The following is an 18451-nucleotide window of genomic DNA, read 5'->3' as shown; positions in this document are numbered from 1 at the left end:
AAATGCACGGCCGCGGCGGCCCTGGGCGACGAGCGAAGGGGCGAGCCAGCGATGGGGACGCAGACCGTGCGGGCCGCGGCGGCACCCGTACACCGCAAGCGACGCGGCCGGGTGCTGGTGGACTGGCTGACCACCACCGACCACAAGAAGATCGGCCATCTGTACCTGATCACGGCGTTCGGGTTCTTCCTGACGGGCGGGGTGATGGCGCTGCTGATGCGCGCCGAGCTCGCCCGCCCGGGGCTCCAGCTGATGTCCAACCAGGAGTACAACCAGCTGTTCACCCTGCACGGCACGATCATGCTGCTGCTGTTCGCGACGCCGAGCTTCGCGGGGTTCGCCAACGAGCTGATGCCGCTGCAGATCGGCGCCCCGGACGTGGCGTTCCCGCGGCTGAACATGCTGTCGTTCTGGCTGTTCCTGTTCGGCGGCCTGATCGTGCTGGGCTCGCTGCTGACGCCGGACGGGCCGGCCGCCTTCGGCTGGTTCGCCTACGCGCCGCTCAACAGCCTGGAGCGCTCGCCCGGCGTCGGACCCGACCTGTGGATCATGGGGCTCGCGCTGGCCGGCTTCGGCACGATCCTCGGCGCGGTCAACTTCGTCGCGACCATCATCGGGATGCGCGCCCCCGGCATGACCATGTTCCGGATGCCCATCTTCACCTGGAACACGCTGTTCACGTCGATCCTGGTCCTGATGGCGTTCCCGGTGCTCGCCGCCGCGCTGCTGTGCCTGGAGTCGGACCGCCGCTTCGGCAGCCATGTCTTCGACGCGGCCAACGGCGGGGCGCTGCTGTGGCAGCACCTGTTCTGGTTCTTCGGGCATCCCGAGGTCTACATCATCGCGCTGCCGTTCTTCGGCATCATCACCGAGATCATCCCGGTCTTCAGCCGCAAGCCGATCTTCGGCTACACGGCCCTGGTCGGCGCCACCATGGCGATCACCGGCCTGTCGGTGGTGGTGTGGGCGCACCATATGTTCGCCACGGGCGCGGTGCTGCTGCCCTTCTTCTCCTTCATGAGCTTCCTGATCGCCGTACCGACGGGCGTGAAGTTCTTCAACTGGACCGGCACCATGCTGCAGGGCTCGCTGTCCTTCGAGACGCCGATGCTGTGGGCGGTGGGCTTCCTGGTGACGTTCCTGTTCGGCGGGCTGACCGGGGTGATCCTGGCGTCGCCGCCGATGGACTTCCATGTCACCGACTCGTACTTCGTGGTCGCGCACTTCCACTACGTCGTCTTCGGCACGGTCGTCTTCGCGATCTTCGCCGGGTTCTCCTTCTGGTGGCCCAAGTTCACGGGCCGGATGCTCGACGAGCGGCTCGGCAAGATGCAGTTCTGGATGCTGTTCGTGGGCTTCCACACCACGTTCCTGGTCCAGCACTGGCTGGGCGCGGAGGGCATGCCGCGCCGCTACGCCGACTATCTGGCGGCCGACGGCTTCACCGCGCTGAACACCGTCTCCACGATCGGCTCGTTCCTGCTCGGCCTGTCGACGCTGCCGTTCCTCTACAACGTCTGGCGGACCGCGAAGTACGGCGAGAAGGTCGAGGTCGACGACCCCTGGGGCTACGGCCGCTCGCTGGAGTGGGCTACCTCCTGCCCGCCGCCGCGGCACAACTTCAGCACCCTGCCCCGGATCCGCTCGGACTCCCCGGCGTTCGATCTGCACTATCCGCAGTACGCGGAGCTGGCGCAGACCCACCCCGTTCAAGAGCACGGCTCAGCCGGTCCCTTCCCGTCCTGATCGCCTCGATCAGCCCGGCGGGCTCCAGCACCTCGAACTCGAAGCCCAGCATCATCACGTGCACCACCATCACGTCCAGGCTCGCGGCGCCCGTGCGCAGCAGACATGTGTCGCCGGTCCCGGCGGCGTCGGGCTCCAGCACCCCGGCCGTGGGCGAGACGCGCTGCGCGGCCTCCTCCAGGGGCACCAGCAGCCGCAGCACGGCGTGCGAGGCGTACGCGCGCGTGGAGACGCCCCGGGAGACGTACGCGGCGAGGTCGTCGGCGGGCGGTTCGCGCGGGACGAAGCGCGGGCCGTGCGGCGGCCGGGGGCGGACGCGGTCGACCCGGAAGGTGCGCCAGTCCTCCCGGTCGAGGTCCCAGGCGACCAGGTACCAGCGCCGCTCGGAGCACACCAGCCGGTGCGGCTCGACCGTACGGCGGGTGGGCGCGCCCCCGTGGTCCTCGTACTCGAAGCGCAGCCGTTCGGCGTCCCGGCACAGCCCGGCCAGTTCGGTCAGCAGGGCCGGGTCGACGGCCTCGGGGCCCGTGCCCCGGAGCATCGGCACGGTGAAGGCGTTCAGCGCGCCCACGCGGCGGCGCAGCCGGTGCGGCAGGACCTGCTCCAGCTTGGCCAGGGCCCGTACCGAGGAGTCGCCGATGCCCTCGACGCCCTGCCCGGCGGCGGTGCGCAGGCCGACCGCGACGGCGACGGCCTCGTCGTCGTCCAGCAGCAGGGGCGGCAGCTCGGCCCCGACGCCCAGTTGGTAGCCGCCTCCGGTGCCGGGGCTGGCGTGCACGGGGTAGCCCAGCTCGCGCAGCCGGTCCACGTCCCGGCGCACCGTGCGCGATGTGACACCGAGGCGGTCGGCGAGCTCCGCGCCGGACCACTCGCGGTGGGCCTGGAGGAGCGAGAGCAGGCGCAGCAGTCGGGCCGAGGTCTCCAGCATGGTCACCAGTGTGACGCAGGTGCGCTCAGGGCTCGTAGGGCAGTTGCGGCACCACGAAGCAGGTGTCGTTCATGTCCCCTTGCGTGACCCAGCCCCCGCCGTCCCGCCAGCGCGCCACCGACAGACAGGTGCGGCGTGTCGTCGGCGGCTCGGCCAGTCGCTCGAAGGTCACCGGCAGCAGCAGTCCGCCGGCGGTGTATCCCTCGCCGCGGTTCATGAAGTCGTCGACGCACGCGCGCGTGACACCCGTTTCCGCGCAGGACGCGGCCGCCTCGGTGAACCATTTCGCGGCGGCCCAGCCCTCCAACTGCCACTGGGAGTGCGTCTGAAGGCCGTTCGTGGCCTCCCGGAACTCCCGTACGGGCGCGAAGGACGTGTCGTCGAAGTTGCGGCTGGAGCCGGTCGCCCACAGGGCGTTGCGGCAGCGCGGCGCGTCCTTGTAGTCCTCGGCGACGGTGGAGGTCCAGTTCTGCACGTTGGTGACCTTGGCGGTGACATGGGCGCCGACGTCGTCCATGGCCGCGCACAGCCGGGCGTTGCCATGGCCGTCGATGGCGTCGAAGACGAGGTCGGCGCCCTGCTCCTTCAGGTCGGCCGCGACCGCGCGGAAGTTGGGCAGCGCGAAGTCGACCTGCTCGGTGACGACCTTGTAGCCCTCGGCCTTCAGACCGCGCTCGATCAGGCGGGCGTAGGCGGCGGAGGCGGCCTGGTTGTAGGAGACGACGGCGGCGGTGCGGGCGCCGTGCTCCCGCTTGAAGTAGCGGTAGACCTCGGTGCCGCCGTACAGCTCGCCGTCCCAGCCCGGGGTGCCGGCGCGGGGCGCGAGGCTGCCGTAGATCCCGTACAGGTGCGGCCAGGTGTCGTAGGCGGCGCCGATGGGCTGGCCGCCGATGTCGGGCACGCGGGCGGCGGAGACGCGGGAGGCGCCCGCGTAGTCCAGGGCGGTGGTGGCGACCAGGGCGACCACGCGGTCCTCGTCGATCAGCCGGTGCACGCACTCGTTGTTGCCGACGCCGCTGCCGCCGTCGTCGCACTCGGCCACCTCCACCCGGCGTCCGTCGATGCCACCACGCGCGTTGAGCCGGTCGAACCACGCCTTGGCGCCGTCGCGCGGGCCGGTGAACGCGGTGCCGCCGACGGGGCTGGTGGCGCTGGTGACGATGCCGACGCGGATCGGGGCGGCGCTCGGCGTCTGCGTCCCGCTCCCGCCCCGGTCGCGGTGCTCGAAGTCGCTCTCCGGCAGCCGGCTGCCGCACGCGGCGGCGAGCAGCGTCAGCAGCGCCGCGGCGGCGGCCTCAGCAGCCCGGGATCGGCGACTGGGACGCACTGCCGGTCCGGCTCAGCTGCACCAGCGCGCACAGGGTCTTGGCGGACACCTTCCAGGTGCCGTCCTCCTCTACGGCGGTCCCCGCGGCGTTCGGCAGCGCGGTCTGGCCCTGAAGGGTGAGGCTGTACGTCACGTTCGCGTCGGTGGGCGAGGTGAACGCGACCTTCTCGACCTTCGCGCCGACCCGGCCGCCGCGCTCGTCACCGCTGAACGCCTGGAGCACCGGGGCCATCCGCTCGCCGTTCTCCAGCACGGCCAGCTTGTCCTCGGGCGCGGTCCTCGGGTCGAAGAACTTCGCCCAGTTCGCCTTGATCTCCGCCTCGGCCGCCTGCGGGTCGGAGGGTGCGGCGGCCGCCGGCGTGGGCTCGGTCACCGTCGGCATCCCGGTCGGGGTGTCGATCGTCGGCACGGGGGTCGCGCTCTCGCCGCCGCCCTCGTCGTCGCTGCACGCGGCGAGGGCCGGGGCCAGGAACAGCAGCAGGGCGGCCGCCAGAGCCGTGCCCGGTCCGCGCCCGTGCCGTGCCTTCCCCCACCTGATGAGGTCGCTCCCGAGAACCATCTGGCTCACCACCGGGTGTCGGTCCGGGCCGTGCGCGCCCGGTTCTTTCAGGGTCGGCTTCCAGAAGGCATAGTGCAAGACATCGGGCGACTTGGACATACCGCCGACACATCACGTGGGGGAGCCGACGATGCCGACGTTGAGGACACCCCGGACGTGGACCGCGCACCCCGTCCTGTGGGCGGGCTGGGCCGCCCTCGCGGCCGGCGCGGTGCTGTGCGTCATCGGCTGGTACGGCGTCTCCGGGGAGCGGTTCGCGGAACGCCAGCTGCCGTATCTCGCCTCCTGCACGATCCCGGGGGCCGCCCTGATCGTGGCGGGCGCGGTGCTGCTGGCCCACGGCCGGGACGCGCTCGCCGCCGCGCGCGTGGAGGAGCTGTACGGGCTGCTGACGGCCGAGGAGCCCGCCGAGGGCGAGCGGCGGGCACGGGACGCCGCGGGCCGGGTGGCGGTCGCGCGGGAGCTGCTGACGGTGCCGGGCGGCACGCTGCTGCACCGCGCGGACTGCCCGCTGGTGGCGGGCAGGGCGGAGGCCGTGCCGGTGGACGCGGCCCTGCTCGCGGACGGCGAGCTGGAACCGTGCCCGATCTGCGAGCCCGCCCCGTCGGACGCCTGATGTCCTCCCTCACCTACGACCTCACCCTGGCGGGCCTGTCGGTCGGCAGCGCGGCCGCGCTCACCGGGATCGGGCTGATCGCGACGTACCGCGCGACGGGCGTGCTGAACTTCGCGCACGGGGCGATCGCCGTGGTGTGCGCCTATGTGCTGCGCGGTTGCGTGGTCGAGTGGGGATGGCCGCTGTGGCTCGGGGCCATGGTGACGCTGCTGGTGGTGGCCCCGGGCCTCGGGGTCGTGCTGGAGCGTTTCGTCTTCCGGCCGCTGTCGGTGCTCGGCGGTGATCCGGCGCAGACCCTGGTGGCGTCCATCGGCGTGTTCGTGCTGCTGGTGGGCGGGTCGGCGCTGCTGTGGGGTCGGGGGGCGCGGGACGACGCCCCGGAGCTGCTGTCGACGGACCCCTGGGGCCAGCTCGCGGTGGTGGTGCTGCTCGCGGCTGGCCTCGGCGCGCTGATCCGCTGGACGCGCTTCGGCCGGGAGCTGCGCGCGGTGGTGGACGACCGCTCGCTCGCCGTGCTGGGCGGCATCGACGCGGACCGGGTGGCGGCGGCGGGCTGGGCGTTCGGTGCCTTCACGGCCGGCCTGACGGGCGTGCTGCTCGCGCCCTACGTACGTCTCGATCCGTACGGCATGCCGCTGCTGGTGATGGAGGTGGTGGCGGTCGCGGTGGCCGCGCGGATGCGCAGTCTGCCGGTGGCGATCGTGGTGGCGCTCGGTATCGGCGTGGCGCAGAGCCAGCTGACGCGGCTGCATCCCTCGGGCTGGGGCGAGCCGTTGCTCCAGGCGGTGGGCGCGAACCTGTTCGTGGTCGCGCTGCTGGTGGCCGCGCTGGTGCTGCCGGGCGTGGGCACGCGCGACGCGCTGCCGCGCACGGCGACGGCCCGGGTGGCGACCCCTCCCGGCGCCTGGACGGTGGTCGTGGTCCTGTTCCTGCTGCCCCTGGGCTTCGCGGGCTCGGACCTGCACACCGCGGTGCAGGTCCCGGCGCTGGCGGTGGTGCTGCTGTCGCTGGTGGTGGTGACCGGCCGGGGTGGCCAGATCTCCCTGGGGCAGGCGGCCTACGCCGGTCTGGGCGCCCTGTTCACCGCGCTGCTCGCGGCCGGGCGCTTCCCCGGGCTGCCCCGGCTGCCCGAGCTGGCCGCCCTGGCGGTGGCCGTGCTCCTGGTCGCCCCGCTGGGCCTGCTCACCGGCTGGCCGGCGATCGGCCGCCGCGGTCTCGCGCTGGCGCTGGCCACCTTCGCGGTGGGCGTCGCGGTGAGCCGCTTCGTCTTCGACCAGCCGTACGCCACGCACGGCCTGTCGCTGGGCCGCCCGGCCGGGTTCGAGGGGGACCGGGCGTACTACGTCCTGGAGCTGGTGCTGCTGGCGGCCGCCCTGTGGGCGGTGCACGCCCTGCGCCGGGGCCGTACCGGCCGGGCCCTGGCGGCGATGCGCGACCATGAGGCGGGGGCGTCGGCGGCGGGCGTGCGGGTTCCCTCCCTGAAGCTGCTGGCGTTCGTGGCGGGCGCCGCCCTGGCCGCCCTGGGTGGCGCCCTGCTCGGCATGGGCCTGCGCGCCTTCGACCCCTCCGCCTACGACCCCGTCCGCAGCCTGCTCTGGTTCGCCGCTGTCGTCGTCCTCGGCGCCGACAGCACCCTCGGCGCCCTCGCCGCCGCGGCCCTCCTGGTCGGCCTGGACGCGGGCGCCCGGGGCGGAGTGGCCGCGGCCCTGATCGGCGTCCTGGCGGCGCTGGTGGGCCGCTTCCCGTCCGGCCCGTACGAGACACTGCGCTCGGCGACCGCACGGCTGCGGCAGGGGCCCCGGACCCGGCTGACCCGGGCGGGGCGGCGGGTGCGGGCGAGCCTGCGAAGCGGCGCGCCCGCCCGCGAACTCCCGGCCCCCGGGCCGCCGGCGCCTCCCCTGCGGGCCCCGGTCCGCCGCCGCGCCCCCGCCACGCCCCTGCTGACCACCCGCGATCTGCACGTGCTCTACGGCGACTTCGCCGCGCTCAGCGGCGTCGGCCTGGAGGTGCGCACCGGCCGGATCACGGCGGTCGTCGGCCCCAACGGCGCCGGGAAGAGCACCCTGTTCGACTGTCTCGCGGGAACCCTGCGCCCCGCGCGCGGCAGGGTGCTGCTCGACGGGCAGGACATCACCGCGCTTCCCGCGCACGCGCGCAGCCGTCTCGGCATCGCCCGTTCCTTCCAGCAGCTCGCGGTGTTCCCCTCGCTCACCGTGGCCGAGAACGTCCGGGTGGGCGCCGAACAGGGCCGCGGCGGCGCGGGCGCCACGGACCGGGCGCTGGCCCTGTTCGGGCTCGACGGCGTGCGCGACCGGCCGGCCGTGGACCTCCCCACCGGCACCCTGCGCCGGGTGGAACTGGCCCGCGCCCTCGCGACGGGCCCGCGCGTGCTCCTCCTCGACGAACCCGCGGCCGGCCTGGACACCCAGGAGGTCACCGCCCTGGCCGGGGTGCTCGCCGCCCTGGCCGCCGACGGCACCGCGCTGCTCGTCGTCGAGCACGACCTCGACCTGGTGGCGGACCTCGCCGACGTCGTGCATGTGATGGCGGCGGGCCGGATCGTCGCCGGCGGCCCGCCCGGCAGCGTCCTGCACGCGCGCGAGGTCGGAGCATGACGATGTCCCTGCGCCACGCGCGCGTGCGCTACGGCCCCCTGGAGGCCCTGCACGGCGTCACCCTGGCCGCCCCCTCCCCCGGTCTGACCGTGCTGCTGGGCCGCAACGGCTCGGGCCGCACGACCGTGCTGCGGGCGCTGGCCGGGACCGTGCCGCTGGCGGGCGGGGCGGTCGTCTGGGACGGCACGGACGTGACACGGCTGCCCGCGCACCGCAGGGCCCGCGCGGGCCTGTGCATGGTGCCCGAACGCCGGGCCGTCTTCGGTTCCCTGACGGTCCGCGAGAACCTGGAGCTCCGCGCCCCCGGCCACGGGCCCGCCCTGACGGCCTACCCGCAGCTCGCCCCGCTTCTGGACCGGCGCGCGGGCACCCTGTCCGGCGGGGAGCAGCGGATGCTTGCCCTGGCGGGCGCGCTGCTCTCCCACGCGCGCGTGGTGCTGGTCGACGAGCCCGCGCAGGGCATGTCGCCCCAGGTCGCGGCCCGCACCTACGAGCTGCTGGCCGGGCTGGACGCGTGCGTGGTGATCGCCGAACAGCGGCTGCCGCCGGCCCTGCACGGCACCAGGGCGTTCGTGTACGAACTGCGGCGGGGCGCGGTGGTGTTCGGCGGGGAGGCCGCGCAGTGGTGGCGGCGGGCGGCGGGCCGGGGCGGCGAGTGACCGGCCGGCAGGCGGGTGCCCCGGCCCCGGCGGTAGGCGCCTAGCGGGCCGAGCCCTTCGGGATGACCAGCAGCATGCCGATCCGCAGCAGGTCCGGACGGCTCCCGAGGGCCTTCGCGTTGGCCTCGTACAGGCCGCTCCAGCCACCCTTGACGCCGTACTTGCGGGCGAGCGCGAAGAGGGTGTCGCCGGACCTGACGGTGTGCATCCGGCCGGAGAGGCCGTACTTCCGGGAGCACGCGGGCCAGGCCTGCCAGCCCTGCCACGCGAGCACCTCGCGGGCCACGGCGATCTGCTGGGCCCGGGTGGCGAGGTCCGCGCGGCGGGCGTACTTCAGGCCGCCGTACGCCTCCCAGGTGGGCTGCCAGAACTGGAGTCCGCCGTAGTAGCCGTTGCCGGTGTTGGCGTGCCAGCGGCCGCTGCTCTCGCACTCGGCGATGCAGCCCCAGGGCCATTCGTCGTCCGCGCACGCGTACGGTGCGCGCGCGACGGCGGTGTCCGGCGGACGCGACAGCGGCGCGGCCTGCGCGGCGGCCGGGGTGAGAGCGGCGAACAGGGCGAGGGCGGCGAGCACGACGGAGCGCGGGTGCGGCATCGGGCCACGCTAAGCAGCGGGCCGCGCCCGGCCGCATCAGCCGCGCCCGACGCGGGCGGGGCCCCACCCGGTCGGCGGACCGGGTGGGGCCTCGTGTGCCGGGAACCGCGGCTCAGACGTCGAGGCGCAGGCCGGGCAGGATCAGGTCGGGATCGGCACCGATGACGGCCTTGTTGGCGGCGTACAGCGCCTGCCAGCTGATGCCGTGCCGGTCGGCGACGGAGCTGAGCGTGTCGCCGCGGCGGACCGTGTAGTCCCCGCGGGAGGCGGCCCGGTCGGTGTGGTTCACGGTGCGGGCGGGAGCCTCGGCGGGCTCGGCCGGGGCGGAGTCCGCCTTCGGGGTGCCCGGGGTGCCCGGGGTGCCGGGAGTGCTCGGGGACGACGAGGTCGCCGGAGCCGCGGGTGCGCCGCCGTAAGCGCCCGCGCGGGCCGCGCAGGTCGGCCAGGCGCCCCAGCCCTGGGCCTGCTGGACCCTGGTGGCCACGGCGATCTGCTGCTCACGCCCGGCGCCGTCCGCGGTCGGGGCGTAGGCGGAGCCGCCGTAGGCGTTCCAGGTGCCGGCGGAGAACTGGAGTCCGCCGTAGTAGCCGTTCCCGGTGTTGATGTGCCAGTTTCCGCCGCTCTCGCACTGGGCGATGCGGTCCCACACTCCGCTGTCCGCCGCCTGCGCGTCGCCGGTCGCGGCCAGCAGCCCGAGCGGGGCCAGCAGGGCCGCCCCGGCGAGAGCCGCCGTCGTGCGCGTCGTGCGCGTCGTGCGGGAGGAGGTGGCGCGGGTGGTATCGGCACATTCGGACATGAGCATCCCTCTCTACGGACCCGGGGTCCCCCAGAGCGGGGCACGCTTGCGCGCATCGGCGCGTTCCGCGTGCTCCACCCGTCCGCCACGGGGGTCGTACTGCTCGTTCTCAGTACTCGGTGCGCAGTGCGTGGAACGTGGTACTCACTGCTCACTGCTTGGTGACGCTTCGTGCTTCGTGCTTCGTGCTGATCGGCGGACGTACCCGAGCGGTGCTCGTTGCACACGGCCGATGAATGTACGGAGCGTGGCGAGTCCCATCAACCAACTTCTCGTCATTCCAGGCCAGTTCGCCGTTACCGGCGGTATCACCGCACTACGACTGTCCACTTGATGGCTGGATTTCCCGATTTGTCGACCAGGTCACGACCTGGTCACGTGACAATCTGTGACCCAGCTCACCGGTTCAAGTTCCCTCGCCTTTGCCTTACTTGACGATGAGTGGCCGATTCCGTGCGCATTGTGACCCTGCGCGTCGGATGGTTCGATTCCGTTCGCCGAGCAGCGTGACCACCGCCACAACTCCCCCGTTGTCATCTTCATGAGGCCGCCCGGCCTCGCCCGACCCCGCATCCCCAGGGAGCCACCCGTGCCGCGCATGCTCGACCTCAGTGACGAGGTACGCGCCGAGATCGGCGACGAAGAAGCAGACCGGCTGCTCGCCGGAGTCAACGCCCCCGGCAGCTACGACTGCACGTCCTGCCGCACCCCGGGTGACTCGGAGCAGGAGCCCACCAGCACCGTCCTGTTCGTCGGGGACGAGACCGCCGTGCTGGCCTTCGCCCACGCGGGCTGTCTGCCCTCGCAGGTCGTCCAGGTCACCGAGGAGCAGTTGCGCGGGGCCGTGCGGTCGATCAGCGGTGACACCGTCGACCTGGAGCCGGACAAGATCGTGCCCGAGCAGGCCGTCCTCGGTGTGACCAGCGGACTCGTGCTGATCGCCGGGGAGTTGCACCCGGCCCTGGTCGTCGAGCCGACCGGCCCGATCGTGCGGCCCGGCTCCACCGCGCTGGGCGACGACTTCCTGCCGCTGCTCATCGAGCAGGGCTTCATGCCGGTCACCGAGCTGTCGGCGGTACCGCGGGTGCAGCACGGGTGGTCGGTGCTGCTGGCCATGGGACAGCTGCACGCGGTGCTCCAGCCCGGTCCGAACGGCGGCCAGCCGGTGGCCTGGTGGCAGGCGCATCAGCCGCTTCAGGTGACGGAGGGGTGGCGGGCCGCCGCGAACAAGCACCAGCAGGTGCTGATGTTCGCCGCGCCGGTGGGGTCCATCGGGCGGCAGCCCCGCGAGGACCTGCTGCGCGACGCGCTGGACAAGGCCGCGGCGAACGGGAAGTTGGTCGGGGCGGCGCTGCCTCTGGCGGGTACGTGAGTCTCGCCTGCTGAGCGGGGCTCCGGGGTGGTGGGCGGGCTGCGGGGCGGCTGTGGTCGCTCGCGCGGTTCCTCGCGCCCCTTCAGGGCGTGCGGCGCCGCATCCCTTCCACGGCTCGGTCGTTTGGACATACGTGCACGCATACTCCGTCCCCCGCCGCCAGGTTCCCCCGCCGATTCCGTCCGCGCGAGCGGCCAACGACGGTGGTCCCTCGGCCACGCCGATCTACGACGCGCTCTACGCCGAGTACGTCAAGACCTTCCGCTCACTGCCGGGCGACCGCAGCGGCGAGGAGGAACTGGGCTTCACCGCGTTCGGCAGTCGTCACCCAGGGGCGTACCCGGGCTCGTTCAGCAGTTCCTTCAGCAGCTCGTACAGCGCCTACAGCGCGGGCGCGAGCAGCGCCCGGCAGGGCACCGGGCAGCAGTCGCAGTGGCAGCGCGTCGGGCAGCTCGGCACGATGACGCATGTGCCGGCTGCGCTGCCGCCGGGTACACGCGGGAACTGACACGAAAGGGGCGGCCTCCGAGAAGGAGGCCGCCCCTTTGTGCGCGGTCACTTCTTCTTCTGTGGCCTGGTCACTTCTTCTTCGCGCCGCGCTTCTCGCGCACCCGTACGGAGATGTGGATCGGCGTGCCCTCGAAGGCGAACTCCTCGCGCAGCCGGCGCTCGATGAAGCGCCGGTAGCCCGCCTCGATGAAGCCGGAGGCGAAGAGCACGAACCGCGGCGGCTTGGTGCCGGCCTGGGTGCCGAAGAGGATGCGCGGCTGCTTGCCGCCGCGGACGGGGTGCGGGTGGGCCGCGACCAGCTCGCCCAGGAAGGCGTTCAGCCGGCCGGTGGGGACCCGCGTCTCCCAGCCCGCGAGGGCCGTCTCGATCGCCGGGACCAGCTTCTCCATGTGCCGGCCGGTGCGCGCCGAGACGTTCACCCGGGGCGCCCAGGCGATCTGACCCAGCTCGGTCTCGATCTCCCGCTCCAGGTAGTAGCGGCGCTCCTCGTCGAGGGTGTCCCACTTGTTGAAGGCCACCACCACCGCGCGCCCGGCCTCGACGGCCATGGTCACGATGCGCTGGTCCTGCACCGAGATGTTCTCGGAGGCGTCGATCAGGATGACGGCGAGCTCGGCCTTCTCGACGGCGGCCGCGGTGCGCAGCGAGGCGTAGTAGTCGGCGCCCTGCTGGAGGTGGACCCGCTTGCGGATGCCGGCCGTGTCGACGAACTTCCAGGTGACGCCGCCCAGTTCGATCAGCTCGTCGACCGGGTCGCGGGTGGTGCCCGCGAGTTCGTTGACGACGACACGCTCCTCGCCGGCCACCTTGTTCAGCAGCGAGGACTTGCCGACGTTCGGGCGTCCGATCAGCGCGATGCGGCGCGGACCGCCCACACCCGTCCCGCCGAAGCTCTGCTCCGGCGCCTCGGGCAGCGCCTCCAGGACGGCGTCCAGCATGTCGCCGGTGCCACGGCCGTGCAGTGCGGACACGGGGTGCGGCTCCCCCAGGCCCAGCGACCACAGGTAGGTGGCGTCCGCCTCACCGCTCGGGCCGTCGACCTTGTTGGCGCACAGCACCACGGGCTTGCCCGCCTTGCGCAGCAGCCGCACGACGGCCTCGTCGGTGTCGGTGGCGCCGACCTTGGCGTCCACGACGAAGACCACCGCGTCGGCCGCCTCGATGGCGAACTCGGCCTGCGCGGCCACGGAGGCGTCGATACCGAAGACGTCCTGCTCCCAGCCGCCGGTGTCGACGACCTTGAAGCGGCGGCCCGCCCATTCGGCCTCGTAGGTGACGCGGTCGCGGGTGACGCCGGGCTTGTCCTCGACGACGGCCTCGCGGCGGCCGATGATCCGGTTCACCAGGGTCGACTTGCCGACGTTCGGACGGCCGACGACGGCGAGCACCGGCAGCGGGCCGTGACCGGCCGCCTCGATGGCGCCCTCGACGTCCTCGAGGGCGAAGCCCTCCTCCACGGCGAGCTCCATGAACTCCGCGTACTCGGCGTCGCCGAGCGCCCCGTGGTCGTACTCGTGCTCGGCCGAGCCATCGGGCTGGATGTGGTCGTTCATGAAGTCCGTACCTCGTTCATCGTGGTGATCGGTGGACCTCCCGCCAGAGGTGATCCACTACTCAGTTTCGCCCAGCACCCGGTGGGGCGCCCGGCGTTTTCGTCGCTCAGCGCCCGGTCAGGCGCCTGGCGCTCTCCAGGTGCTCGGTGAGCTGCTTCTGGATCCGCTCGGTCGCCTCGTCCAGCGCCCGGCGGGTGCGGCGGCCGCTGCCGTCGCCCGCGTCGAAGGGCTCGCCGAAGACGACGTCGACGCGGCTGCGCAACGGCGGCAGCGCCTTTATCAACCGTCCGCGGCGCTCGGAGCTTCCCAGGACGGCGACCGGGACGATCGGCGCGCCGCCACGGACCGCGAAGTAGGCGAGGCCGGCGCGCAGCGAGGCGAAGTCGCCCTCACCCCGCGTGCCCTCCGGGAAGATCCCGAGGGCGCCGCCGTTCTGCAGCACGCCCAGCGCCCGGGTGATCGCCGTGCGGTCGGCGGCCGCGCGGTCCACCTTCAGCTGGCCGATGCCGGTCAGGAAGGGGTCGAGGGGGCCGATGAAGGCCTCCTTCTTGATCAGGAAGTGCACGGGCCGCGGGCACACGCCCATGACCATCGGGCCGTCGATGTTGTGGCTGTGGTTGACGGCGAAGATCACCGGCCCGGCCGCCGGCACCTTCCAGGCGCCCAGCACACGCGGCTTCCACAGCCCGTACATCAGGCCGACGCCGATCCGGCGCCCTGTCTCGGCGCTCTGCTCGGACGGAATCCCGGCACCCCGCTCGGACGGAAGGCTCACTTTCCCGCTCGCTTCTCCTCGACGAGGGTGACGACACACTCGATGACCTGCGCCAGCGTGAGGTCGGTGGTGTCGACCTCGACCGCGTCGCCGGCCTTGGCCAGCGGCGAGGTCTTGCGGCTGGAGTCGGCCGCGTCACGCTTGAGCAGCGCCTCGCGGGTCGAGTGCACGTCGGCGCCCTTCAGCTCTCCGCTGCGGCGGGCGGCACGTGCCTCCGCCGATGCGGTCAGGAAGATCTTCAGATCGGCGTCGGGCAGCACGGTCGTGCCGATGTCCCGCCCCTCGACCACGATGCCGCGCTCCGTGTCGGCCGCGATGGAGCGCTGGAGCTCGGTGATCCGGGCCCGGACCTCGGGCACCGCGCTGACCGCGCTGACCTGGGAGGTGACCTCCTGGGTGCGGATCGGCCCGGCGACGTCGGTGCCGTCGACGGTGATCGTCGGCCCGTCCGGGTCGGTGCCGGAGATGATCTCGGGCTTGCCCGCCACCGCGGCGATCGCGGTCGGGTCCTCGACGTCGATCCCGTTGGTCACCATCCACCAGGTGATCGCCCGGTACTGGGCACCGGTGTCCAGGTAGCTGAGGCCGAGCTGGGCGGCCACGGCCTTGGAGGTGCTCGACTTGCCGGTGCCGGAGGGGCCGTCGATGGCGACAATCACGGGCTGGGCGGCGCCGTTTTCCACGGAGGGACACCTTCCTGGTGCGGTGAGGCTGGTGGGGTGCGGGACGTCAGAGCGCCCCGCACAAGGTTACCGGCCCCGCGGCGCGCCTCTTACTGCCGGAGGGACCGGCCCTGTACGGCCGGTCCCTCTCTGCCCGCTCCTCAAGATCCCGGAAGGCGTCCGAAGCACCCTCGGCCCCGGCCCCGTGGGGATGCCCTACTGCCGGATCGACCAGCCCCGCTCGCGCAGGGCCGCCGTCAGCATCGGCGCGGCCTTGGGCTCCACCATGAGCTGCACCAGACCCGCCTGCTGCCCGGTCGCGTGCTCGATGCGCACGTCCTCGATGTTGACCCCGGCCCGGTCGGCGTCGGCGAAGATCCGGGCCAGCTGTCCGGGCTGGTCGTCGATGAGCACGGCCACCGTCTCGTACACCCGGGGCGCCGAGCCGTGCTTGCCGGGGACCCGTATCTGCCCGGCGTTGCCGCGCCGCAGCACGTCCTCGATGCCGACCGCGCCCTCGCGCCGCTTGTCCTCGTCGGAGGACTCCAGGGCCCGCAGCGCCCGGACCGTCTCGCCGAGGTCGGCGGAGACGTCCGCGAGCAGGTCGGCGACCGGCCCGGGGTTCGCGGAGAGGATGTCGATCCACATCCTGGGGTCGGAGCCCGCGATCCGGGTCACGTCCCGGATGCCCTGCCCGGACAGCCGTACGGCGGCCTCCTCGGCGTTCTCCAGGCGTGCGGCGACCATGCTGGACACCAGGTGGGGCATGTGCGAGACGAGGGCGACCGCGCGGTCGTGGGCGTCGGCGTCCATGACGACCGGGACGGCACGGCAGTGCGAGACCAGCTCCAGGGCGAGGTTCAGCACCTCGGTCTCGGTCTCCCGGGTCGGCGTGAGCACCCAGGGCCGGCCCTCGAAGAGGTCGCCGGTCGCGGCCAGCGGGCCCGACTTCTCCCGGCCGGACATCGGGTGGGTGCCGAGGTAGCGCGACAGGTCCAGGCCCAGCTCCTCCAGCTCGCGGCGCGGGCCGCCCTTGACGCTGGCCACGTCGAGGTAGCCGTAGGCCACGTCCCGGCGCATGGCGTCGGCGAGCACCGCGGCCACGTGCGCGGGCGGCGCGGCGACCACCGCGAGGTCGACCCGCCCCGCGGGCTCCTCGTCGGTGCCTGCCCCCAGCGCGGCCGCCGTACGGGCCTGCTCGGGGTCGTGGTCGGCGAGATGGACGGTGACGCCCCGCTGGGCGAGGGCCAGGGCCACCGAGGTGCCGATGAGCCCGGTTCCTATGACGAGTGCGGTCCTCACTGGGCGATGTCCTTACGCAGGGCGGCGGCCGCACCGAGGTACACATGGGCGATGTCGGCGCGCGGCCGGTCGGATTCGATGTGGGCGAGGACCCGGACGACGCGCGGCATCGCCCCCTCGACCTCCAGCTCCTGGGCACAGATCAGCGGCACGTCGACGATGCCGAGCCTGCGGGCGGCCACCGCGGGGAAGTCGCTGTGCAGGTCGGGTGTGGCCGTGAACCAGATGCTGATCAGATCCTCGGTGGTCAGGCCGTTGCGCTCCAGGAGCTCGGTGAGGAGCGCGCCGACCCGTTCCTCCATGTGCCCGGCCTCGTCCCGCTCCAGTTGCACGGCCCCCCGGACCGCTCGTACCGCCACGGTGCTGCTCCTCGCTGGTCTGCGTCTGTGCTGTTGGCCTGACCAGCGTAGTCAGCTCGCGCGGGAACGGCGTGCGGCTCGAGTCCGCCTGGAGGCGCTCCATAGTCACATGCCGTGAGCACCCCGGCGTCCGGCACCCGCCGCACCCCGCCCGGCCTCCGTCACATGTCCCACAGCGCCCCGAGCGCCACCAGTTCGCCGTGGTACTCGATCCGGTCCGCCCACTCGGCCGGCCAGGCCGCCGCGCCCAGGTACGCCCCCGCGAAGGCGCCCGCGAGACAGGCGATGGAGTCGGAGTCCCCGCAGGAGCAGGCGGCCCGGCGCAGCGCGGTCAGCGGCTCGTCGACGAACAGCAGGAAGCACAGCAGCCCGGTCGCCAGCGCCTCCTCGGCGATCCAGCCCTCCCCGGTGGCCAGGCACGGGTCGGTCTCGGGCGAGGGGTCGCGCAGCGCCTGCTGGAGCCGTGCCAGGGCGGCGAGGCAGTCGTCCCAGCCGCGCGCGATGAAGTGCTCCGGCGACGGGTCCTGGGCGCGGGTCCACAGATCGCCGAGCCAGGTGTGGTGGTAGCGGGTGCGGTTGTCGTAGGCGTACGACCGCAGCAGCCCGACCAGGCCGGTCGGCTCGGCACCCTGGGCGAGCAGCCGTACGGCGTGCGCGGTGAGGTCGGAGGCGGCGAGCGCGGTCGGATGGCCGTGGGTGAGGGCGGCCTGCAACTGGGCGGCGCCCGCGCGCTGTTCGTCGCTCAGCCCGGGGGCGAGGCCGATGGGCGCGACCCGCATGTTGGCGCCGCAGCCCTTGGAGTCGATCTGGCTGGCGTCCTGCCAGGCCCGGCCCTCGGCCTTGAGCAGGTCGCAGGCGCGCAGGCAGGTGTTGCCGGGGGCCCGGTTGTTCTCCGGCGACCGGTACCAGTCCACGAACTCCTCGCGCAGCGGCCGCTCCAGCCGCTTCGGGGCGAGCGCGCCCCGGTCCATGGTGGTGCGCAGGCCGCGGCCGAGCGCGAGGGTCATCTGGGTGTCGTCGCTGACGATCGCGTGGGCCGGCAGTTCCATCCGCCGCCAGGGCCCGCACCTGGCGAGGATGGAGGGGACGTCGTCGAACTCGGTCGGAAACCCGAGCGCGTCGCCCAGGGCGAGCCCCAGCAGGGCCCCGGTGGCGGCGTTCTTCCCCACGATGCTGGTCATTCGGCACGGCCTTCCCGGGACGGTCGGAGCAGGGGCGGATGCAGTGCGGTGGCGGTGCCCGCGCGGTAGACGGCGGCCGGTTTGCCTCGGCCCCCGGTCAGCCGCGCGGCACCGGGCACGGGTTCCACGAAGCCGGGGGTGGCGAGCACCTTGCGGCGGAAGTTGGGCCGGTCCAGGGGGGTGCCCCACACGGTCTCGTAGACCTGCTGGAGCTCGCCGAGGGTGAACTCGGGCGGGCAGAAGGCGGTGGCGAGGCAGGTGTGCTCCAGCCGGGCGCCGACCCGGTCGTGGGCGTCGGCCAGGATCCGGTCGTGGTCGAAGGCCAGCGGCCCCGCCGTGCCGTACGGCAGCCAGCGCGCCTCGGCCGCGTCCCCGCCGCCGCGCGCCTCGGGGGCGTCGGGCAGCAGCGCGGTGAAGGCGACCGACACGACCCGCATCCGGGGGTCGCGGTCCGGTTCGCTGTAGGTCCGCAACTGCTCCAGGTGCAGCCCGGAGACGTCGGCCAGGCCCGTCTCCTCGGCGAGCTCGCGCCGGGCGGCCGTCTCGGCCGACTCCTCGGGCAGCACGAAGCCGCCGGGCAGTGCCCAGCGGCCGGCGTAGGGCTCCTGTCCGCGCTCGACGAGCAGGACGTGCAGCGCGCCCTCGCGCAGGGTGAGGACGGCGAGGTCGACGGTGACGGCGAAGGGTTCGTACGCGTGCTTGTCGTAGCTCTCCACGGCCTCCACCCCCTTTTATAGTCACTACGACTATAAAAGGGGGTGGAGGCAGACGGCAAGCCCCTGAGGGCGACCGCCCCTAGAGGCAACGCCGTTCAGTTAAGGGCGGGGCCGGGGCGTCAAGTGCTGGTTGTGAGCATGGTGATGTTGATGGCTGCTTTGTAGGTGGTCCGGTCGATG

17 protein-coding genes and 1 pseudogene are annotated in these 18451 nt (G+C 73.3%); 6 read left to right on the top strand and 12 right to left on the bottom strand.

What is annotated here, in order from left to right; genetic code table 11:
- Positions 1-51 precede the first annotated feature (51 nt).
- Positions 52-1686: pseudogene (ctaD, locus tag ABZZ79_RS33510) on the top strand (cytochrome c oxidase subunit I); the annotation flags it as partial.
- Here ctaD and ABZZ79_RS33505 read toward each other — a convergent pair.
- From ABZZ79_RS33505 to ABZZ79_RS33495, 3 genes are read right to left on the bottom strand one after another with little or no spacing between them, the layout of a single operon-like run.
- A complete protein-coding gene (locus ABZZ79_RS33505) occupies positions 1622-2674 on the bottom strand; it encodes a YafY family protein (RefSeq protein WP_356695312.1) in 1053 nt (350 codons plus the stop codon). The pseudogene ctaD and the gene ABZZ79_RS33505 sit on opposite strands and share 65 nt — an antisense overlap.
- Positions 2675-2699: 25 nt before the next feature.
- Positions 2700-4001, bottom strand: a complete 1302-nt coding sequence (locus ABZZ79_RS33500) for an ABC transporter substrate-binding protein (protein WP_356695310.1) — start codon at positions 3999-4001, stop codon at positions 2700-2702.
- Complete coding sequence (locus tag ABZZ79_RS33495; RefSeq protein ID WP_356695308.1) at positions 3970-4560, bottom strand: hypothetical protein; 591 nt, start codon at positions 4558-4560, stop codon at positions 3970-3972. Before ABZZ79_RS33495 ends, ABZZ79_RS33500 begins: the two co-directional genes overlap by 32 nt.
- A gap of 139 nt (positions 4561-4699) precedes the next feature.
- Here ABZZ79_RS33495 and ABZZ79_RS33490 point away from each other — a divergent pair, with 139 nt between their 5' ends.
- The 3 genes from ABZZ79_RS33490 to ABZZ79_RS33480 are packed head-to-tail and all read left to right on the top strand — an operon-like array spanning position 4700 to position 8450.
- On the top strand, positions 4700-5176 hold the full coding sequence (locus tag ABZZ79_RS33490; RefSeq protein WP_356695434.1) for a hypothetical protein: 477 nt from the start codon (positions 4700-4702) through the stop codon (positions 5174-5176).
- Positions 5176-7791, top strand: a complete 2616-nt coding sequence (locus ABZZ79_RS33485) for an ATP-binding cassette domain-containing protein (protein WP_356695432.1) — start codon at positions 5176-5178, stop codon at positions 7789-7791. Before ABZZ79_RS33490 ends, ABZZ79_RS33485 begins: the two co-directional genes overlap by 1 nt.
- Positions 7788-8450, top strand: a complete 663-nt coding sequence (locus ABZZ79_RS33480) for an ATP-binding cassette domain-containing protein (protein WP_356695306.1) — start codon at positions 7788-7790, stop codon at positions 8448-8450. Before ABZZ79_RS33485 ends, ABZZ79_RS33480 begins: the two co-directional genes overlap by 4 nt.
- Before the next feature lie 40 nt (positions 8451-8490).
- On the opposite strand, the gene ABZZ79_RS33475 is transcribed toward ABZZ79_RS33480, so the two are convergent.
- Complete coding sequence (locus ABZZ79_RS33475) at positions 8491-9045, bottom strand: transglycosylase family protein (RefSeq protein ID WP_356695304.1); 555 nt, start codon at positions 9043-9045, stop codon at positions 8491-8493.
- Between the two features lie 112 nt (positions 9046-9157).
- Positions 9158-9841: a transglycosylase family protein gene (locus tag ABZZ79_RS33470; RefSeq protein ID WP_356695302.1), complete on the bottom strand. Its 684-nt coding sequence runs from the start codon at positions 9839-9841 to the stop codon at positions 9158-9160.
- A 589-nt stretch (positions 9842-10430) separates the two neighbouring features.
- On the opposite strand from ABZZ79_RS33470, the gene ABZZ79_RS33465 reads away from it, so the two are divergent.
- The gene (locus ABZZ79_RS33465) at positions 10431-11213 is read left to right on the top strand and encodes a hypothetical protein (protein ID WP_356695300.1); all 783 of its coding nucleotides are present in this window, start codon (positions 10431-10433) and stop codon (positions 11211-11213) included.
- 133 nt (positions 11214-11346) lie between these two features.
- Entirely contained in the window at positions 11347-11721 is a 375-nt protein-coding gene (locus tag ABZZ79_RS33460; RefSeq protein ID WP_356695298.1) for a hypothetical protein, read from the top strand.
- 70 nt (positions 11722-11791) lie between these two features.
- Here ABZZ79_RS33460 and der read toward each other — a convergent pair whose 3' ends face one another.
- The 7 genes from der to ABZZ79_RS33425 all read right to left on the bottom strand — a co-directional run bounded on the left by der (position 11792) and on the right by ABZZ79_RS33425 (position 18271).
- Complete coding sequence (gene der, locus ABZZ79_RS33455; protein WP_356695296.1) at positions 11792-13276, bottom strand: ribosome biogenesis GTPase Der; 1485 nt, start codon at positions 13274-13276, stop codon at positions 11792-11794.
- A gap of 106 nt (positions 13277-13382) precedes the next feature.
- On the bottom strand, positions 13383-13970 hold the full coding sequence (locus ABZZ79_RS33450; RefSeq protein WP_356695430.1) for a lysophospholipid acyltransferase family protein: 588 nt from the start codon (positions 13968-13970) through the stop codon (positions 13383-13385).
- Between the two features lie 77 nt (positions 13971-14047).
- Complete coding sequence (gene cmk / locus ABZZ79_RS33445) at positions 14048-14734, bottom strand: (d)CMP kinase (protein ID WP_356695294.1); 687 nt, start codon at positions 14732-14734, stop codon at positions 14048-14050.
- A 195-nt stretch (positions 14735-14929) separates the two neighbouring features.
- Positions 14930-16015, bottom strand: a complete 1086-nt coding sequence (locus tag ABZZ79_RS33440) for a prephenate dehydrogenase (protein ID WP_356695292.1) — start codon at positions 16013-16015, stop codon at positions 14930-14932.
- Complete coding sequence (aroH, locus tag ABZZ79_RS33435) at positions 16012-16374, bottom strand: chorismate mutase (protein WP_356695290.1); 363 nt, start codon at positions 16372-16374, stop codon at positions 16012-16014. Before aroH ends, ABZZ79_RS33440 begins: the two co-directional genes overlap by 4 nt.
- A gap of 161 nt (positions 16375-16535) precedes the next feature.
- Entirely contained in the window at positions 16536-17555 is a 1020-nt protein-coding gene (locus tag ABZZ79_RS33430; RefSeq protein ID WP_356695288.1) for an ADP-ribosylglycohydrolase family protein, read from the bottom strand.
- On the bottom strand, positions 17552-18271 hold the full coding sequence (locus tag ABZZ79_RS33425; protein ID WP_356695286.1) for an NUDIX domain-containing protein: 720 nt from the start codon (positions 18269-18271) through the stop codon (positions 17552-17554). The genes ABZZ79_RS33430 and ABZZ79_RS33425 overlap by 4 nt, the downstream gene beginning before the upstream one ends.
- Positions 18272-18451: the final 180 nt, after the last annotated feature.

The organism is Streptomyces sp. NPDC006458 (genome assembly GCF_040612135.1).
In the GTDB taxonomy this organism is placed as follows: Bacteria; Actinomycetota; Actinomycetes; order Streptomycetales; family Streptomycetaceae; genus Streptomyces.
The sequence above is the reverse complement of the archived record's forward strand: the minus strand, read 5'-3'. Positions and strand labels throughout refer to the sequence as shown.